This is a genomic window from Xenophilus azovorans DSM 13620, from assembly GCF_000745855.1.
Lineage (GTDB): Bacteria > Pseudomonadota > Gammaproteobacteria > Burkholderiales > Burkholderiaceae_C > Xenophilus > Xenophilus azovorans.
Map to the genome: position 1 here is coordinate 209252 of NZ_JQKD01000004.1, position 15880 is coordinate 225131.

Below are 15880 nucleotides of genomic sequence, written 5' to 3' on the forward strand. Positions count from 1 at the left end.
CGCATCGACGGGTTGAGGGGAGCAGGCACATTCAAGGTGGCGGGCGCCCTTGTGGGCAGAGCAGGCCGGGCTTGCAGCATATCCAATCGGTCGAACATACGTTAGTTAGCCGTTCGAGAACGCAGCGGCCACAGCGCCGCGCCGGTCAGCCCGGCAATCAGCACAAAGGCCAGGCGGTAGCCACCACCGGCCGCCAGGACCAGCCCGAACAGCACCAGCGCTGCCCCGTAGGCGGCCAGCAGCAGCAGCGTCGCGCCGGCCATCGCCTCGCCCAGCGACTCGCGCGGCGCCAGGCGGGCCACCTCGGCGAACTGGATGCCGTTCCAGCTGGCCACCGTCAGGCCGGCCAGCACCGCGAGCGCGACCACCACCCAGGCCGGCCAGGCCGGCGTGCAGAAGGCGAACACCAGCGTGGTGCCGGCCGAGCCGGCCGCCATCCATCGCAACACGCGTAGGCCGTCGCCGAGCCGGTCGGACAGGAAGCCCGCCAGCGGGCGGCCAAGCGCACTGAGCACCTGCATCAGCGCGAACAGCGCGCCGGCCGCCACCAGCGACCAGCCCAGCCGCGACACGAGGTAGGTCACGAGGAAGGCGAACCAAGCGCTTTGCCCCGTTGCGAGGCACGCACCCGCGACGCCCATGCGGCGCATCGCCGGCATCGCGGCCAACACCGCCAGCGGCCGCCGCACGGCGTCGATCGAACCGAACTGCCGCCAGTGCAAGCGCAACGACCGGTCGCGCAGCGCATCCACCTGCTCGCGCCAGGGCTGCACCAGCCACAGCGCCGCAGCACCCAGGGCGGCGGCGGCCACGAACGCGCCCTCCAGCCCCAGCCCCTGCACGGCGCCCGGCAGCAGCAGCCCGGCGGCCACGCCGCCCAGCGGCACGCCGGCCTGCTTCACAGAGAACAGCAGGTTGCGGTGGCGCAGCGGCGCGTAGCGTTGCAGCACGTCCATTCCGGCCGTGGACGGCGGGCCGATCGCCAGGCCGATGAGCAGCGAGCCGGCCACCAGCGCCAGCGCCGAGGGCAGCGCACTGAGCAGCGTGCCGACGACGCCCAGCGCCACGCCGATCTGCAGCGTGCGCATCGAGCCGGCCCGGCGCTGCAGCGGCGCGGCCAGCAGCAGCACGACGATGGAGCCGCCGGTGATCAGCGACGACAGGTAGCCCACACTCTCGGCCGGCCAGCCCACGCGCGGCGCCAAGGTCGGCGCCAGCGTGGGCGGAATGCGCGACAGGAAGGAGACGGCCGTCTGCACCACCAGCATCGCCAGCAGCGGGCCCAGCCACGGCTCGGCAGGCTCGGGGGGCCCGGGCTGAGAGCCCGGCGGCGGGCGCGATCCGGTGGCGGGCCCGCCGTGCACGATGGAGTGGCACGGCTCAGCTGCGGATGGCGGCCAGCGCTCCGCTGCGCATGGCGGTCAGTGTGCCGCTGCGCATCAGGCGGCCATTCAGCGGGCGGCCGATGATGCGCTCGGCCAGACGCGCGGCCTCGACGAGCTGTTCGAGGTCGAGCCCGGTATCGATGCCCATCTCCTCGCACATGAAGGCCATGTCCTCGGTGCAGATGTTGCCGGCCGCGCCGCCATGCTTGTGGCCCGCGAAGGGGCAGCCGCCGAGACCCGCCACCGAACTGTCGAACAGCTCCACGCCCATCTGCAGCGCGGCGTACACGTTGGCACCGCCCACGCCGCGGGTGTCGTGCAGGTGCAGGCCGATACGGGCCTGGGGCACCAGGTCGCGCACGGCGCCAATGCGGCGCTTGATCTCCTCGGGGTTGGCCCAGCCCATCGTGTCGGCGAGGTAGAAGGCCGGGAACGGGATGCGGCGGTCGGCGCAGGTGTCCTTCAGCCAGCGCACCACGTCGGCCACGGCCGACAGCGGCACCGGCCCGCCGAGATTGCAGCCGAAGGCGGTGACGACGTAGGCCTGCTCGAAGGGGATGCCGAGTCCGATGTAGCGGTCGATCCACGCCAGCTGGCGCTCACGGTTCTCGGCCACGCTGCAGTTGTTGTTGCGCCGGGAGAAGGGCTCGGTGACGTAGAACACCACCTTGCCGTCGATGTCGACGTTGTCGCAGGCGCGCGCACGCTCGAAACCGTTCTCGTTGAGCCACAGCGCCGTGTAGCGCGTGCCGGGTCGCTTCTTCAGGCTGGCGAAGAGTTCCGGCGAATCGGCCATCTGCGGCACCGCGCGCGGGCTGACGAACGAGGCGCACTGCACCTGCTTCAGGCCGGAAGCGGCCAGGGCGTCGATCAGCGCCAGCCGATCGTGCAGCGGAAAGCTCCCCTGCTCCATCTGGAAGCCTTCGCGCGGCCCCTCTTCGTGGAACTCGACGCGTCGCGGCAGGTCGGACATGGGTGCGGCTCCTCGTTCAGGCCTTGAAGACCGGCGGCCGGCGCGCCTCGAAGGCGGCCAGTCCCTCGGAGACATCGTCGTTGAGCAGTTCGCGCGAGATCTGCACCTGCTCCATTTCGAGGCCTTCGTTCAGCGGCCGATCGAGACCCTGACGTGCCAGGCGCTTCATCGTCGCCAGGCCGATGCGGCTGCGCGAGGCAAGCTGGGTGCAGTAGGCCATCGAGGCGTCGGCCAGCTTGTCGGGCTCGACGACGTAGTTCACCAGGCCCCAGGCCAGCGCCGTGGGCGCATCGATCCAGCGTGCGTTGAAGAAGAGATCGAGCGCGCGTCGCAGGCCCACGATGCGTGGCAGCCGCTGCGAGCCGCCCCAGCCCGGCACCAGGCCGTATTGCGCGTGCTGGTCGCCGATCTTGAAGTCGCTCGATGCGAAGACCACGTCGCAGGCCAGCATCAGCTCGCTGCCGCCGGCCAGTGCCAGGCCCTGGCAGGCGGCCACCACCGGCAACGGGCTTTCCTCCAGGCGCTGCAACACCACGTGACCGTAGCGGATGAAGTGCTCGACATCGGCGGGGTGGCTTCGCAGGCGCTTGACTTCATCGAGGTCGGCGCCGGTGCAGAAGTGCTTGCCCTGGGCGCGAATGAGCACCGCCCGGACCCCCGAACCCGGCGCCTCGAACTCGTCGAGCGCGGCCGCAATCGCGCCATGAACCGACAACGACAGGCAATTGAACTTGTCGGGCCGCGCCAGCTCGATGACGCCCACCGCGCCGTCGCGGCCTACCCATACCGGGCTGGCGCCGCTCACTTGCGGTTCTCCGCCGCGTACTGCACCGCCATGCGCCCAGCGCGCTCGCGCGCGACGATGAGCTTCATCACCTGCGCGGTGCCGTCGCCGATCTCCAGGCCCATCACGTCGCGCAGGCGCTGCTGGTGCGGCAGGTCCATGCTCCAGCCGTAGTGGCCGAAGGTCAGGATGCACTGGTGGATGGCGTCGAACGAGGTCTTGGGGCCCATCCACTTGACCATCGCCGCCTCGGCGGTGTGCGGCTGCCCGGCATCGCGCAGCGCCAGCGCGTGATAGCTCAGCTGGCGACACGCCGCGATCAGGGTCTCGAACTCGACGATCGGGAACGACACGCCCTGGTACTGCACCAGCGGCGCGCCCATGGCCTGGCGCTCCTTCACGTACGCCCAGGTCTCGTCGATCGAGGCCTGCGCCGCGCCCAGACACTGCAGTGCGATCAGGATGCGACTGAAGTCGAAGCCCTGCATCACCTGTGTGAAGCCCTTGCCCTCGGCGCCCATCATGTTCTCGGCCGGGACGCGCACCTCGTCGAAGAACACCGAGCCGCGGCCGATGATCTTGCTGCCCACGTCGTTGAAGCGCGTGCGTTGGATGCCGGGCAGGTCCATCGGCACCAGGAAGGCGCTGATGCCGCGTGCGCCCGCGTCGGCGGCGCCGGTGCGCGCGAATAGGATCATCGCGTCGCACTGGTCGGAGAAGGTGATCGAGGTCTTCTCGCCCGACAGCACGAAGTGCTTGCCGTCGCGCTTGGCCTTGAGTTGCAGGTTGGCGGCGTCGGAGCCTCCGCGTGGTTCCGTCAGCCCGAGGCCGATGATGGCCTCCCCGGCAACGAGCCTGGAGTTCCAGTGGCGCGCCAGTTCGGGGTTGGCGTTGCGGTGGACGATGGCGCCCATCAGCGAGCCGAGCAGTTGCAGGTAGCTGATGTTGAAGTCGCCATACGCCATCTCCTCGGTGATGACGCCCGAGGTGACACCGCTCAACCCGAGGCCCCCGTACTCCTCCGGCAGGTCCACTCCGATCAGCCCGAGCGCACCGATCTCCTTCATCAGCCCGCGGTCGAAGCCGGACTCGGCTTCGCGCGCCTGGTAACGGGGCTTGAGCTTCTCGCGGGCAAAGCGGCGGGCGACGTCGCGCAGCGCGATCTGGTCTTCGTTGAGCAGCATGCGGAACTCCTGAGGGCTGTGATCGATGGACTGGCGCCGACCTGCCGCCGAGGGACGCAGTTGCCGCGCACTCGCGCGTCGGCGCGTGCCTTGCACCTCCGATTGGCAGGACTCAAGCGCCATGATAGCATTGTCGAACAGACGTTAGTTAGCCGCACACCCAGAGAAAGGCGTCGCCGCTTGCACCGCTAGAATGCCTGCTTCGTTTGTAACCTGCCCAACCTTCGAACATGGCCACCAAGACTCGTGAAGGCACCGCAAGCGCGGAGGTCGACACCGCCACGCGCGAGCGCATCCTGCTCGAGGCATCGCGGCTGTTTCGCCACCACGGCTACGCGGCGACGACGCTGCGCGAAGTGGCCGACGCGGCGGGCATCAAGGCCGGCAGCATCTACTACCACTTCGAGTCGAAGGAGCAGATCCTGGGCGAGGTGCTGGACAAGGGCATTCTCGCGGTCGCCAAGGCGGTGCGCGAGCGGGTGGAGGCCCTGCCCCAGGGTGCCACCGCGCGCAAGAAGGTGGCCGCGGCCATCGAGGGGCATCTCTGGGGGCTTCTGCACCACGGCGACTTCACGTCGGCCAACATCCGCATCTACGGCCAGATTCCACCGGCGGCGAAGAACCGCCACCGCAAGGTGCGGCGCGACTACGCCGACTACTGGGATGCGCTGCTCGACGAAGCGTTGCAGCGGGGCGAGTTGCGCCGCGACATCGGGGCCACCATTGCCCGCCTGTTCGTGATCGGCGCGCTGAACTGGACGGTCGAGTGGTACAACCCGCAGAAGGGTTCCTTCGACGACTTCGTCGAACAGATCACCACGATCGTGTTCGACGGCACCTTCGTGAAGGAGTAATCCGCGGTGAGTGTGAAGCCGGGTTGGCAGGGGCGCTTCTTCGAGGACTTCGAGGTCGGCGACGAATACCGCCATCCGCTGGGCCGCACCGTCACCCAGCACGACAACATCTGGTTCACGCTGCTGACGCAGAACGTGGCCAACGTCCACTTCGACGCGCACTACGCCGCCAAGACCGAGTTCGGCAAGCCGCTGGTGAACTCGTGCTTCACGTTGGCCCTGGTCACCGGCCAGTCGGTCATCGACGTCTCGTACAACGTCTTCGCCAATCTTGGCTGGGACGAGGTGCGCCTGCCGAACCCGGTGTTCGAGGGCGACACGATCTATGCACGCTCCACGGTGCTCGAAATGCGCGAATCGAAGTCGCGCCCGAACCTCGGCGTGGTGAGCGTGGCGACCGAAGGCTTCAACCAGGACGGCGTGGTCGTTTGCATCTTCAAGCGCACGCTGCTGGTCTACCGGCGCGGCATGGCGCCAGACCGCGCGCCGCCCGTCCCCCCATCCACAAGCTGAACGAAAGCGCGCACGCAGCGGCGTGCGCGGGCCATGCCAGTGAACACACAGGAACTCATCGAGCGTTACGGCCCGCGCGAGGCCATGGAATACGACGTCGTCGTGGTCGGCGCCGGCCCGGCCGGGCTGGCCGCGGCAATCCGTCTCAAGCAGCTACAACCCGAGGCATCGGTCGTCGTCATCGAGAAGGGCTCGGAACCCGGCGCGCACATCCTGTCCGGTGCGGTGATGGACCCGCGCGCCATCACCGAGCTGCTGCCTGACTGGAAGGCGCGCGACGCCCCGTTGCTGCAGCCGGTGACCGGCGACGACGTGCTGTTCCTGTCGCCCACCGGGAGCCGGCGCACGCCCGACTGGCTGGTGCCGCGCAACCTGCACAACCACGGCTGCTACGTGGTCTCGCTCGGCAACGTGGTGCGCTGGCTGGCCCAGCAGGCCGAGGCCCTGGGCGTGGAGATCTTCCCGGGCTTCGCTGCCGCCGAGGTGCTCCACGACGAGCAGGGCGCGGTGCGCGGCGTGGCCACCGGTAACATGGGCATCGGCAAGAGCGGCGAGCCCGGTGATGCGTTCCAGCTCGGCATGGAACTGGTGGGCAAGTACACGGTGTTCGCCGAGGGCGCGCGCGGGCACCTGGGCAAGCAGCTCATCGCGCGCTACCGCCTCGACGAGGGTCGCGACCCGCAGAGCTTCGCCATCGGCATCAAGGAGCTGTGGGAGATCGATCCGCAGCGCGCCCAGCCCGGCCGCGTGGTGCACACCGCCGGCTGGCCGATGACCGACGACACCTTCGGCGGTGGATTCCTGTACCACCTGTCGGACAACAAGGTGACGCTGGGCTTCGTGATCGGGCTCGATTACCGCAACCCGCACCTGAGCCCGTTCGAGGAGATGCAGCGCTGGAAGACCCATCCGGCGATCCGCGCCCACATCGAAGGCGGCAAGCGCCTGGCCTACGGTGCGCGCGCCATCAACAACGGCACGCCGCAGGCGCTGCCCAAGACGGTGTTCCCGGGCGGCGCGCTGGTGGGCTGCGATGCCGGCTACCTGAATGCGGCGCGCATCAAGGGCAGCCACGCCGCCATCAAGAGCGGCATGCTGTGCGCCGAGGCCCTGGCCGCGGCGCTTACCGCGGGGCGACAACGCGACGAGTTGAGCGCCTACCCCGAAGCCTTCGCCGCCAGCTGGCTGCACGACGAGCTGAAGCAGACGCGCAACTTCAAGCTGTGGTTCAAGAAGGGCAAGCTCACGGGGCAGCTGATGACGGGCATCGAGCAGTGGCTGCTGCCCAAGCTCGGCATCACGAGCCCGCCGTGGACGCTGCACGCGAGCCAACGCGACCACGAAACGCTGCTGCCGGCCGACCAGGCCACACCGATCGCCTACCCCAAGCCGGACGGCGTGATCAGCTTCGACCGACTGGGCTCGGTGTTCCTGAGCAACACCAACCACGAAGAGAACCAGCCCGCGCACCTGACGCTGAAGAATGCCTCGGTGCCCGTGGCGGTGAACCTGAAGCGCTTCGCTGGGCCCGAGACGCGCTACTGCCCGGCCGGGGTGTACGAGTTCGTCGAAGAGGCCGGCGGCCCGCGGCGGCTGCAGATCAACGCGCAGAACTGCGTGCACTGCAAGACCTGCGACATCAAGGACCCGACGCAGAACATCGTCTGGGTCACGCCCGAGGGCGGCGGCGGCCCGGTCTATGCCGGCATGTGACGACGAGGATGAAGCCTTGATTCAGGAAGAAGCCCCATCGTTCGGATTCGACGACGCTGCGCTGGCCGCACTGCCGCTCGTCTACCAGCCCGGCCTCTGCGACGGCCTGGTCGTGATGGTCTCCGGCGCCGGCAGCGGCATCGGCAAGGCCATCGCCTTCCTCTACGCGCGGCTGGGCGCACGGCTTGTCATCTGCGGCCGCGACCGCGCCAAGCTCGAGGCCTGCGAACGCTGGCTGCGCCGGCTGGGCAGCCCCGACGTGCTGGTGCAGCCCACCGACATCCGCCACACCGAGGCCATCGCAGCGCTGTTCGACGCCACCTACCAGCACTTCGGCCGCCTGGACGTGCAGGTCAACAACGCCGGCGGCCAGTTTCCGAAAGCCGCGCTGGACATCAGCCCCAAGGGCTGGAAGGCGGTGGTCGACAACAACCTCAACGGCACATGGTTCATGATGCACGAGGCCGCCAGGCGCTGGCGCGACGCAGGCCAGCCGGGCAGCATCGTCAACATCGTGCTCACCTTCCAGCGCGGCTTTCCTGGTGTGGCGCACAGCTGCGCGGCGCGCGCCGCCGTCACCTACCTGTCCAAGACGGTGGCGGTGGAGTGGGCGCCCTACGGTATCCGCGTCAACTGCGTGGCGCCCGGCGTCATCGAGAGCAGTGGCTTCGCGGCCTACTCGCCCGAGGCGCGGGCCAAGTTCTCGCGCGGCAACCCGATGCTGCGCCACGGCAACGTGCAGGACATCGCCAACGCGGTGGTCTACCTCACGGGCCCGAGCGGCGAATTCGTCAACGGCGAGCTGCTCAACGTCGATGGTGGCGGCATCCTCTGGGGCGAGCTGTGGACCATCCCCAAGCCGGCCTACTTCAGCGCAGAGGAGACGGCATGACTGCCGCCGAAGAGCAACCCCGCTTCGGCCCCGGCGACCGCGCGCTGGCCGAGTTGCCCACGGTCTACCGCGACGATCTCTTCGCCGGCAAGGTGGTGCTCGTGTCCGGCGCCGGCAGCGGCATCGGCAAGGCCATCGCCTTCCTGTATGCCCGCCTCGGAGCCACGCTGGCCATCTGCGGCCGCAAGGCCGATGCGCTGGAGCGCTGCGCCGAGCAGTTGCGCACGCTCGGCGGCGGCCGTGAGGTTCTGGCCTTCCCGATGAGCATCCGCGACCCCGAGCAGGTCGAAGCCCTCTTCGAAGCCGTGTGGCGGCGCTTTGGCGGCCTGGACGTGCTGATCAACAACGCCGGCGGCCAGTTCGCGGCGCACGCGATGGACTTCACCGAGAAGGGCTGGAACGCGGTCATCGACACCAACCTCAACGGCACCTGGTACATGATGCAGGCCGCCGCCAAGCGCTGGGTGCGCGACGGCAAACGCGGCGGCAACATCGTCACCATCGCAGCGGCGGTGGACCGCGGCCTGCCGGGCATGGCACACACCGCGGCCTCGCGGGCCGGCGTGATCGCGCTGTCGAAGACGCTGGCCGTCGAGTGGGCCGAGCACGACATCCGCGTCAACTGCATCGGCGCCGGTGCGATCGAGAGCAACGGCTTCAACAACTACAAGGAAGAGCACGTCGACGGGCTCTTCCGCACCAACCCCATGAAGCGCGCCGGCGACGTGCAGGACGTGGCCGAAGCGGTGGTCTACCTCACCGCCCCCTCGGGCAAGTACATCACGGGCGAAACCATCAACATCGACGGCGGCATGGTGCTGTGGGGCGAGTTCTGGCCCGCCGGCATGCCCGACCACTTCCGGCCGCCTGCTGCATGACCCCACGAGACCCTTCCCACCCGCTGCCCGCAGGACCGCTTGCCGGCGTGCGCATCGTCGACCTCACAGGCGTCGTGATGGGGCCCTTTGCCTCGCAGATCCTGGCCGACTTCGGCGCCGACGTGATCAAGGTCGAGTCGCCCGAAGGCGACACTGTGCGCCACATCGGGCCCAGCCGCAGCAAGGGCATGGGGCCGATGTACCTGGCGCTCAACCGCAACAAGCGCAGCGTCGCGCTCGACCTGCGCCACCCCGACGCGCTGGCCGCGTTGCAGCGGCTGATCGAGGGCGCCGACGTGCTCCTGTTCAACCTGCGGCCGGCCTCGATGGCGCGCCTGGGGCTGAGCTACGACGAGGTGGCGCTCCTGAACCCGCGCATCGTCTACTGCGGCTGCTACGGCTTCGGCGAAGGCGGGCGCTATGCCGGCAAACCGGCCCTCGACGACCTGATCCAGGGCTCGGTGGCGCTGCCGTCGCTGGTGGGCCGCGTCACCGGCGAGCCGCGCTACCTGCCCACCAACCTGTGCGACCGCACGACCGGCCTCACGGCCGTGTACAGCGTGCTGGCCGCGCTCTACGCACGCGAGAAGACCGGCCGCGGCCAGGCCATCGAAGTGCCGATGTTCGAGACCATGACGCAGTTCGTGCTCTCCGACCACATGTTCGGCAAGACCTTCGACCCTCCGCTGGCCGACGCCGGCTACGTGCGGCTGCTAGCCAAGGACCGCCGGCCGCTGTGCACGAAGGACGGCCACATCTGCGTGCTGATCTACATCGACCGCCACTGGAAGAGCTTCTGCGAGATGCTCGGCCGCCGCGACATGCTCGAGGATCCGCGCTTCCTGCGCATGTCCGACCGCACGCGCAACGTCGATGCCCTCTACGCCTTCGTGGCCGAGGTGATTGCCACGCGCACCACGGCCGAGTGGATGGAGGCGCTGGCCCGGGCCGACATCCCGGTGGCGCCGATGCACACGCCCGACAGCCTGATGGACGACCCGCACCTGGCCGACGTGGGGATGTTCGAGTGGATCGAGCACCCGAGCGAGGGCCGCATCCGGCAGATGAACGTGCCGGGCTCGTGGTCCGACACGCCGCCCGCGGTACGCCGGCATGCGCCGCTGCTGGGCGAGAACACGCGCGAGATCCTGGCCGAGGCGGGCTATGCGGCCGAAGAGATCGATCGGCTGTTGGCCGGCGGCGCGGCACGCGAGCCCGCGGCAGAAGGCGACTGAGGAGCGGTGGCGGCTGTTGCGCGGCCACCCACCGCAACCTGCCCGGCGGCCCGGCCTCCGCGGGGCCGCTACGAGCTTCCTGCCCGCATCACGCCTTTGTCGCGCGCGATGGCGCGCCGGCGCGCAGCCGGCCGCTGCCGCGCAGCGCCTCGATCTCGCCGGCATCGATGCCCCAGCGGCGCAGCTGTTCGAAGGCCGCCGCGTCGTCGCTGTGCGGCGGCAGCGGCAGCCCCGTGGGCGTGCCCTCGAAGCGCGGCGCGGGCGCCGGCTGGCGCACGCCGCCGATCTCGACGAAGGTGTCGCGCTCGCGGTTGTGCGGGTGCAGGTGCGCCTCCTGCGGAGCCAGCACCGGCGCGAAGCAGGCATCGCTGCCTTCCAGCAGCTCGCACCACTGAGCGCGCGTGCGCGTGGCGAAGATCGCCGCCAGCCGCGCCTTGTTCTCGCGCCAGCGCGACGCATCGTCGAAGTCCATCGTGCCGGCGGGCAGGCCCAGGCGCTCGAACAACACGTTGCGGAACTTGGCCTCGATCGGCGCCACGCTCACGTAGGCGCCGTCGGCGCAGCGGTAGACCTCGTAGTGCGGCGCGCCGGAGTCGAGCAGGTTGGTGCCGCGTTCGGCCATGTGGGCGCCGGCGCCGAACAGGCCGAACATCGAGGTCATCAGCATCGCTGCGCCGTCGACCATCGCGGCGTCGACCACCTGGCCCTCGCCGCCGCGCTGCACCCGCCACAGCGCGGCCAGCATGCCGTAGGCCAGCAGCAGCCCGCCGCCACCGAAATCGCCCACCAGGTTCAGCGGCGGTGTCGGCGGGCCGCCCTCGCGGCCGATGGCATGCAGCGCACCGGACAGCGCGATGTAGTTCAGGTCGTGCCCTGCCGCCGGCGCCAGCGGGCCCTTCTGGCCGAAGCCTGTGACGCGGCCGTAGACGAGCTTCGGATGCTCGGCCCGGCACACATCGGGGCCCAGTCCCAGGCGCTCCATCGTGCCGGGCCGGAAGCCCTCGATCAGCGCATCGCTGGCGGCCACGACGCGGCGCGCGAAGGCAATGCCCTCGTCGGCCTTCAGATCCAGCGACACCGTGCGCTTGCCGCGGTTGAGCAGGTCGAACTGCGGCGCGCGCTCGATGCCCAGCCCGCTGGCCACCAGGCGGTCCAGCCGCAGCACCTCGGCACCGAGGTCAGCCAGCAGCATGCCGCACATCGGCCCGGGGCCGATGCCCGCAAACTCCACCACCTTCATGCCGGCCAGCGGTCCCTTGCCCATCGATGCACGCTCCTGTGCCAGTGAGATCACAGCCGCAGCGACCAGGCACGTCCCCGGTTCCGCCATGGCGGTTCAAAGTCCGAAACTGGTCTAGCATACCGCCAATGACGCACCTAACGGTCAACCGTTCGATCAATTCGCTGTACCGCCCGGCCCCGCTTAGGCGCGACAGGCGGCGCCGCGCCCTGCCGCCCTGCGCCACGCCGCGGCGTCGCTTCCATCAGGAGTGACCGATGCGCGCCACCCACGCCCTCTGGCTCGACGCTGTCCGACCCGGCATGCGCCTCGATCTGCCGGCCTTCGACTGCAGCGCCGAGCTCGTCGCGGGCTACGCCGATCTGCTCGATGCCCGCCATCCGATCCATGTCGACGACGAGTACGCCAATACCACCCGCTACGGGCGCCTCATCGCCCACGGCCCGCTGATCATTGCCAAGCTGCTGGCGATGCTCGGCGGCGTTTTCGGCGATGCGCTCCAGGTGCTGCTGGGCGTGGGTGGATGGCGCTTCTACGGGCCCGTGTTCGTCGGCGACCACGTCGCCGTCGAGTGCACGGTGCTCGATGTGAGCGCCGCCAAGGGCAGCAGCGCTGGTGCGGTGGAACTGGAGTTCCGCGTGCTGGGTGCCGACGGCTCGCTCGCGCAGCGCGGCACTGCCAGCGTGCTCGTTGCCCGCGCGCCGTCTGCCAGCCCGGCCTGACCCACCTCTGCTTCTTCGCATCGAATGAGCAACACCGAACGCCGCACCCCTGCCAACAGCGTCAATCGCGATGCCTTCCGCGACATGGCCCGCAAGTTCGCCGAGCGCGAGATCAAACCGCGCTGGCAGCAGGCCGACCGTGAAGCGAAGTTCCCGCGCGAGTTCTACGTCGCGGCGGCGAAGGCCGGCCTGATCGGCCTGCACATCCCCGAGCCGCTGGGCGGCGCCGACCTCGGCGTCACCGAGGAGGCGATCTCGATCGAGGAGCAGGCCAAGGTCAACCCCAACCTCGCGATCGTTGCGCTGATCCAGGGCGTGGCCGGCTCGCTGCTGGCCGAGCATGGCCACGCGCTGCATCACGCCATGGTGCGCGAGAACATCGCCGGCGATCGCCTTCTCGCGCTGGCGGTCACCGAGCCCGAGGCGGGCAGCGACGTGCAGAATCTCAAGACCACCGCACGGCGCGACGGCGACGACTGGGTGCTCGACGGCATAAAGTCCTTCATCACGCTGGGCGGCGACTGCGACACGATGGCCGTGCTGGCACGCACCGACCCGGCCAAGGGCCGCCACGGCATGCACTTCTTCGCCGTAGACCGCAACACGCCGGGGCTCGAAACCTCGCAGATCAACACCTACGCCAACCGCCCGGTGCCGACCTACCGCGTGATGCTCAACGAGGTGCGCGTGCCCGAGTCGCGGCGACTAACGGCCGGTTTCGGCGCGATCATGGAAGGCTTCAACCGCGAGCGCGTGATGGTGGCCGCGCGCTGGCTCGGCCACATGCAGACCGCGCTGGCCTGGGCGATGGACTACGCCAAGGTACGCCAGCAGTTCGGTAAGCCGATCGGCGCCAACCAGAGCATCGCCTTCAAGCTGGCGCAGGGCCATGTCGACGTGGAGGCCTCGCGCCACCTCACCTACCATGCCGCCGCGCGCTGGGACAGCGGCGCGCCGGTGAAGGACATCATCCTCGACGTCTCCTCGGCCAAGCTGTTCGTCACGCAGGCGGTCTACCGCGTGACGCAGGACGCGCTGCACATCGGCGGCGGCTGGGGCATCACCGAGGAGCTGCCGGCGATGCGCATGGCGCTGGACGCGCTCGTCGCACCGGTCACGGTGGGCTCCTACGAGATCCAGCTGCGCGTGATCGCCAAGCAGCTCGGACTGCCGTGCGACTGATCGACTCCCACTGACACCCAACTTTCCCTCGACCCCCTGGAGAAACCCCGACATGGACTTCGACCCGAGCCCCGAGCAGCGCGCCATCGCCGAGACGACGCGCCGTTTCGTCGAGAAGGAGATGCCGCGCCACAAGGTGCTGCAATGGGCACGCGACAAGGTCGAGCCGCCGCAGGAGCTGTTCATGAAGCTCGGCGCGCTCGGCTACTACGGCTTCCTGCTGCCCGAGGCCTACAGCGGCCTGGAGAAGCCCGATCCGATGGGCATGCTGGCCTTCGTCGAGCAGTTCGCCCGGGCGTCGTCGGCCATCACCACCGCCTGGGGCCGTGCGGCGGTGATCCTGGCCCCGCTGGTCGCCCGCTTCGGCACCCAGGCGCAGAAGGACCTGGTGCTGCCGCGCGTGATGCGCGGCGAGGTGTTCATGGCGCTCGGCCTCACCGAGCCCGGCTCGGGCAGCGACGCCGCGTCGCTGCGCACCACCGCCGTGCGCCGCGACGACGGGCACTGGGTGATCAACGGCGAGAAGCTGTACTGCTCGCAGGTGAAGTCAGCCGGCTTCCTGATCCTGGCTGCGCGCACCGACCCGCAGGCGGTCAAGCAGGAAGGCATCACCACCTTCCTGATCCCCGACCCCGGCAGCAACCCGGCCATCAAGCTGACGCGCATCGAGACCATGGGCCTCGGCCCGGTGCCGACCTTCGCCGCGCACTTCGACGAACTGGTGCTGCCGCCCGATGCGGTGATCGGCCAGGTCAACAAGGGCTGGCAGTGCGTCCTGGGCGGGCTGGACAACGAGCGCCTGTACCACGGCGCCATCGGTGTCGGCGCTTCGCAGTCCATCATCGACGAGGTCAGCGCCTACCTGAAGCAGCGCGTGCAGTTCGGCAAGCCGTTGTCCAAGCTGCAGTCGGTGCGGCACAAGATCGTCGACATGCAGCTGCGCGTGGAGGCGGCGCGGCTGCTCGTCTACCGCGGCGGCAGCGTGCTCGAAAGGACGGGCGCCTGCCACAACGAGGCCTCGTTCGCCAAGGTGGCCGGCGCCGAGTGCTACATGCACTGCGCCACCACCGGGCTGCACCTGCTGGGCGGCTACGGTTACACCGTGGACTCGGGCATGCCGATGCACTTCCAGGACGCGAAGCTGTTCGAGATCGGCGGCGGCGCGATGGAAGTGCAGCGCGACATCATCGCTCGCGGGCTCGGCCTGTAGCGTGGCGCCGCGCTGACCGGAGGCCGCACATGACACTGCCGGCCTCGCTGGCGCAGGGCCTGCGCCTGCCGCTGATCGCCGCGCCGATGCTGCGCGTCTCGGGCGTGGAACTGGTGTCGGCGGCCTGCTGTGCCGGCGTGATCGGCGCCTTCCCCACCGTCAACGCGCGTTCGTCACAGGAGCTGGACGCGTGGCTGGCACGCATCGCTGCCGACCGCGACCGCGTGGAACGGCCGACCGCCCCGCCCTGCCCCAACCTCATCATGCGGCGCGACCGCGACGCCATCGCCGACGACCTGCGCGTGCTGGTGCGCCGCCGTGTGACCATGGTGATCGTCAGCGTCGGCTCGCCAGCGGCGGTGGTGGGGCCGCTGCACGACGCCGGCTGCCGCGTGTTCGCCGACGTGGCCTCGCTGCGCCACGCCGAGAAGGCGCTCGCGGCCGGGGTCGACGGCCTGGTGCTGCTGAGCGCGGGGGCAGGCGGCCAGACCGGCTGGGTCAACGGCATGTCCTTCGTGCGCGCGGTGCGTGGCATCCATGACGGGCCGCTGGTGCTGGCTGGCGGCATCCACGACGGCGCAGCACTGTGGGCGGCGCGCGTGCTCGGCTGCGATCTCGGGATGATGGGCACCCGCTTCATCGCCACGCCGGAGAGTCTGGCGAGCGACGCCTACCGCCGCATGCTGGTGGACAGCCGGCTCGATGACGTGTTGCTGACGCGCGCCTTCACCGGCCTGGACACCAACATGCTGCGGCAGTCCATCGCTGCCGCCGGGCTCGACCCTGCCGCGCTGCCGACCCCCTCACCCGACGAAGCGCGCCAGGTCTTCGGCTCCGAGGGCTCGGCGCACGTTCGGCGCTGGGTCGACGTGTGGAGCGCGGGGCACACCGTGTCGGGGGTCGACGCGGTGCGGCCGGTGGCCGAGCTCGTCGAGCGCATCGATGCCGAGTACGCCGCGGCGCAGCGCGAGACGGCGGCCCTGCTGGCCAGGCCGCCACAGCCACAGCCGTGATACGCGCCCGGGCACGTCACACCACCGTCTGCAACGGGACGTCCGCAACGTCGCCGAAGGTCGACGACCGGCAGCGCGGCGCCCACTCGTCGTCTAACGTTT

General features: G+C 69.8%; 15 protein-coding genes. 10 read left to right on the forward strand and 5 right to left on the reverse strand.

The window, feature by feature from the left end; translation table 11 throughout:
* Window positions 1-101: 101 nt before the first annotated feature.
* From Q392_RS02370 to Q392_RS02385, 4 genes are read right to left on the reverse strand one after another with little or no spacing between them, the layout of a single operon-like run.
* A complete protein-coding gene (locus Q392_RS02370) occupies window positions 102-1364 on the reverse strand; it encodes an MFS transporter (RefSeq protein WP_137947911.1) in 1263 nt (420 codons plus the stop codon).
* Between the two features lie 16 nt (window positions 1365-1380).
* A complete protein-coding gene (locus tag Q392_RS02375) occupies window positions 1381-2358 on the reverse strand; it encodes a hydroxymethylglutaryl-CoA lyase (RefSeq protein ID WP_038200781.1) in 978 nt (325 codons plus the stop codon).
* 16 nt (window positions 2359-2374) lie between these two features.
* Window positions 2375-3163: an enoyl-CoA hydratase/isomerase family protein gene (locus Q392_RS02380; RefSeq protein ID WP_038200783.1), complete on the reverse strand. Its 789-nt coding sequence runs from the start codon at window positions 3161-3163 to the stop codon at window positions 2375-2377.
* Window positions 3160-4326, reverse strand: coding sequence for an acyl-CoA dehydrogenase family protein (locus tag Q392_RS02385; protein WP_038200784.1), 1167 nt, complete (start codon window positions 4324-4326; stop codon window positions 3160-3162). The genes Q392_RS02380 and Q392_RS02385 overlap by 4 nt, the downstream gene beginning before the upstream one ends.
* A 230-nt stretch (window positions 4327-4556) precedes the next feature.
* Between Q392_RS02385 and Q392_RS02390 the strand changes: the two genes are divergently transcribed.
* The 6 genes from Q392_RS02390 to Q392_RS02415 are packed head-to-tail and all read left to right on the forward strand — an operon-like array spanning window position 4557 to window position 10411.
* The gene (locus Q392_RS02390; RefSeq protein WP_038200785.1) at window positions 4557-5180 is read left to right on the forward strand and encodes a TetR/AcrR family transcriptional regulator; all 624 of its coding nucleotides are present in this window, start codon (window positions 4557-4559) and stop codon (window positions 5178-5180) included.
* A 6-nt stretch (window positions 5181-5186) separates the two neighbouring features.
* Window positions 5187-5693, forward strand: a complete 507-nt coding sequence (locus Q392_RS02395) for a MaoC family dehydratase (RefSeq protein ID WP_038200786.1) — start codon at window positions 5187-5189, stop codon at window positions 5691-5693.
* A gap of 39 nt (window positions 5694-5732) precedes the next feature.
* The gene (locus tag Q392_RS02400; RefSeq protein ID WP_038200787.1) at window positions 5733-7406 is read left to right on the forward strand and encodes an electron transfer flavoprotein-ubiquinone oxidoreductase; all 1674 of its coding nucleotides are present in this window, start codon (window positions 5733-5735) and stop codon (window positions 7404-7406) included.
* 16 nt (window positions 7407-7422) lie between these two features.
* Window positions 7423-8298 carry an SDR family oxidoreductase gene (locus Q392_RS02405; RefSeq protein WP_239656055.1) on the forward strand — a complete coding sequence of 292 codons (876 nt, stop codon included), beginning with the start codon at window positions 7423-7425 and terminating at the stop codon, window positions 8296-8298.
* Complete coding sequence (locus Q392_RS02410; protein WP_038200789.1) at window positions 8295-9176, forward strand: SDR family oxidoreductase; 882 nt, start codon at window positions 8295-8297, stop codon at window positions 9174-9176. The genes Q392_RS02405 and Q392_RS02410 overlap by 4 nt, the downstream gene beginning before the upstream one ends.
* Window positions 9177-9223: 47 nt before the next feature.
* Window positions 9224-10411 carry a CaiB/BaiF CoA transferase family protein gene (locus Q392_RS02415; RefSeq protein ID WP_245610623.1) on the forward strand — a complete coding sequence of 396 codons (1188 nt, stop codon included), beginning with the start codon at window positions 9224-9226 and terminating at the stop codon, window positions 10409-10411.
* A gap of 88 nt (window positions 10412-10499) precedes the next feature.
* Here Q392_RS02415 and Q392_RS02420 read toward each other — a convergent pair whose 3' ends face one another.
* On the reverse strand, window positions 10500-11675 hold the full coding sequence (locus Q392_RS02420; protein ID WP_038200790.1) for a CaiB/BaiF CoA transferase family protein: 1176 nt from the start codon (window positions 11673-11675) through the stop codon (window positions 10500-10502).
* 233 nt (window positions 11676-11908) lie between these two features.
* Here Q392_RS02420 and Q392_RS31160 point away from each other — a divergent pair, with 233 nt between their 5' ends.
* Genes Q392_RS31160 through Q392_RS02440 form a run of 4 tightly spaced genes read left to right on the forward strand, consistent with a single transcriptional unit; the run spans window position 11909 to window position 15778 of the window.
* The gene (locus tag Q392_RS31160; RefSeq protein WP_051952758.1) at window positions 11909-12373 is read left to right on the forward strand and encodes a MaoC family dehydratase; all 465 of its coding nucleotides are present in this window, start codon (window positions 11909-11911) and stop codon (window positions 12371-12373) included.
* Window positions 12374-12397: 24 nt separating this feature from the next.
* Window positions 12398-13555: an acyl-CoA dehydrogenase family protein gene (locus tag Q392_RS02430; RefSeq protein WP_038200791.1), complete on the forward strand. Its 1158-nt coding sequence runs from the start codon at window positions 12398-12400 to the stop codon at window positions 13553-13555.
* Between the two features lie 52 nt (window positions 13556-13607).
* Window positions 13608-14765 carry an acyl-CoA dehydrogenase family protein gene (locus tag Q392_RS02435; protein ID WP_038200792.1) on the forward strand — a complete coding sequence of 386 codons (1158 nt, stop codon included), beginning with the start codon at window positions 13608-13610 and terminating at the stop codon, window positions 14763-14765.
* A 29-nt stretch (window positions 14766-14794) separates the two neighbouring features.
* A complete protein-coding gene (locus tag Q392_RS02440) occupies window positions 14795-15778 on the forward strand; it encodes an NAD(P)H-dependent flavin oxidoreductase (protein ID WP_038200793.1) in 984 nt (327 codons plus the stop codon).
* Window positions 15779-15880 lie beyond the last annotated feature (102 nt).

Excerpts from the sequence above, each read along its gene's own strand:
- Q392_RS02375 (WP_038200781.1), bottom strand. The coding sequence starts at position 2,358 with ATGTCCGACCTGCCGCGACGCGTCGAGTTCCACGAAGAGGGGCCGCGC.
- Q392_RS02385 (WP_038200784.1), bottom strand. The coding sequence starts at position 4,326 with ATGCTGCTCAACGAAGACCAGATCGCGCTGCGCGACGTCGCCCGCCGC.
- Q392_RS02390 (WP_038200785.1), top strand. The coding sequence starts at position 4,557 with ATGGCCACCAAGACTCGTGAAGGCACCGCAAGCGCGGAGGTCGACACC.
- Q392_RS02410 (WP_038200789.1), top strand. The coding sequence starts at position 8,295 with ATGACTGCCGCCGAAGAGCAACCCCGCTTCGGCCCCGGCGACCGCGCG.
- Q392_RS02420 (WP_038200790.1), bottom strand. The coding sequence starts at position 11,675 with ATGGGCAAGGGACCGCTGGCCGGCATGAAGGTGGTGGAGTTTGCGGGC.
- Q392_RS31160 (WP_051952758.1), top strand. The coding sequence starts at position 11,909 with ATGCGCGCCACCCACGCCCTCTGGCTCGACGCTGTCCGACCCGGCATG.
- Q392_RS02430 (WP_038200791.1), top strand. The coding sequence starts at position 12,398 with ATGAGCAACACCGAACGCCGCACCCCTGCCAACAGCGTCAATCGCGAT.
- Q392_RS02435 (WP_038200792.1), top strand. The coding sequence starts at position 13,608 with ATGGACTTCGACCCGAGCCCCGAGCAGCGCGCCATCGCCGAGACGACG.
- Q392_RS02440 (WP_038200793.1), top strand. The coding sequence starts at position 14,795 with ATGACACTGCCGGCCTCGCTGGCGCAGGGCCTGCGCCTGCCGCTGATC.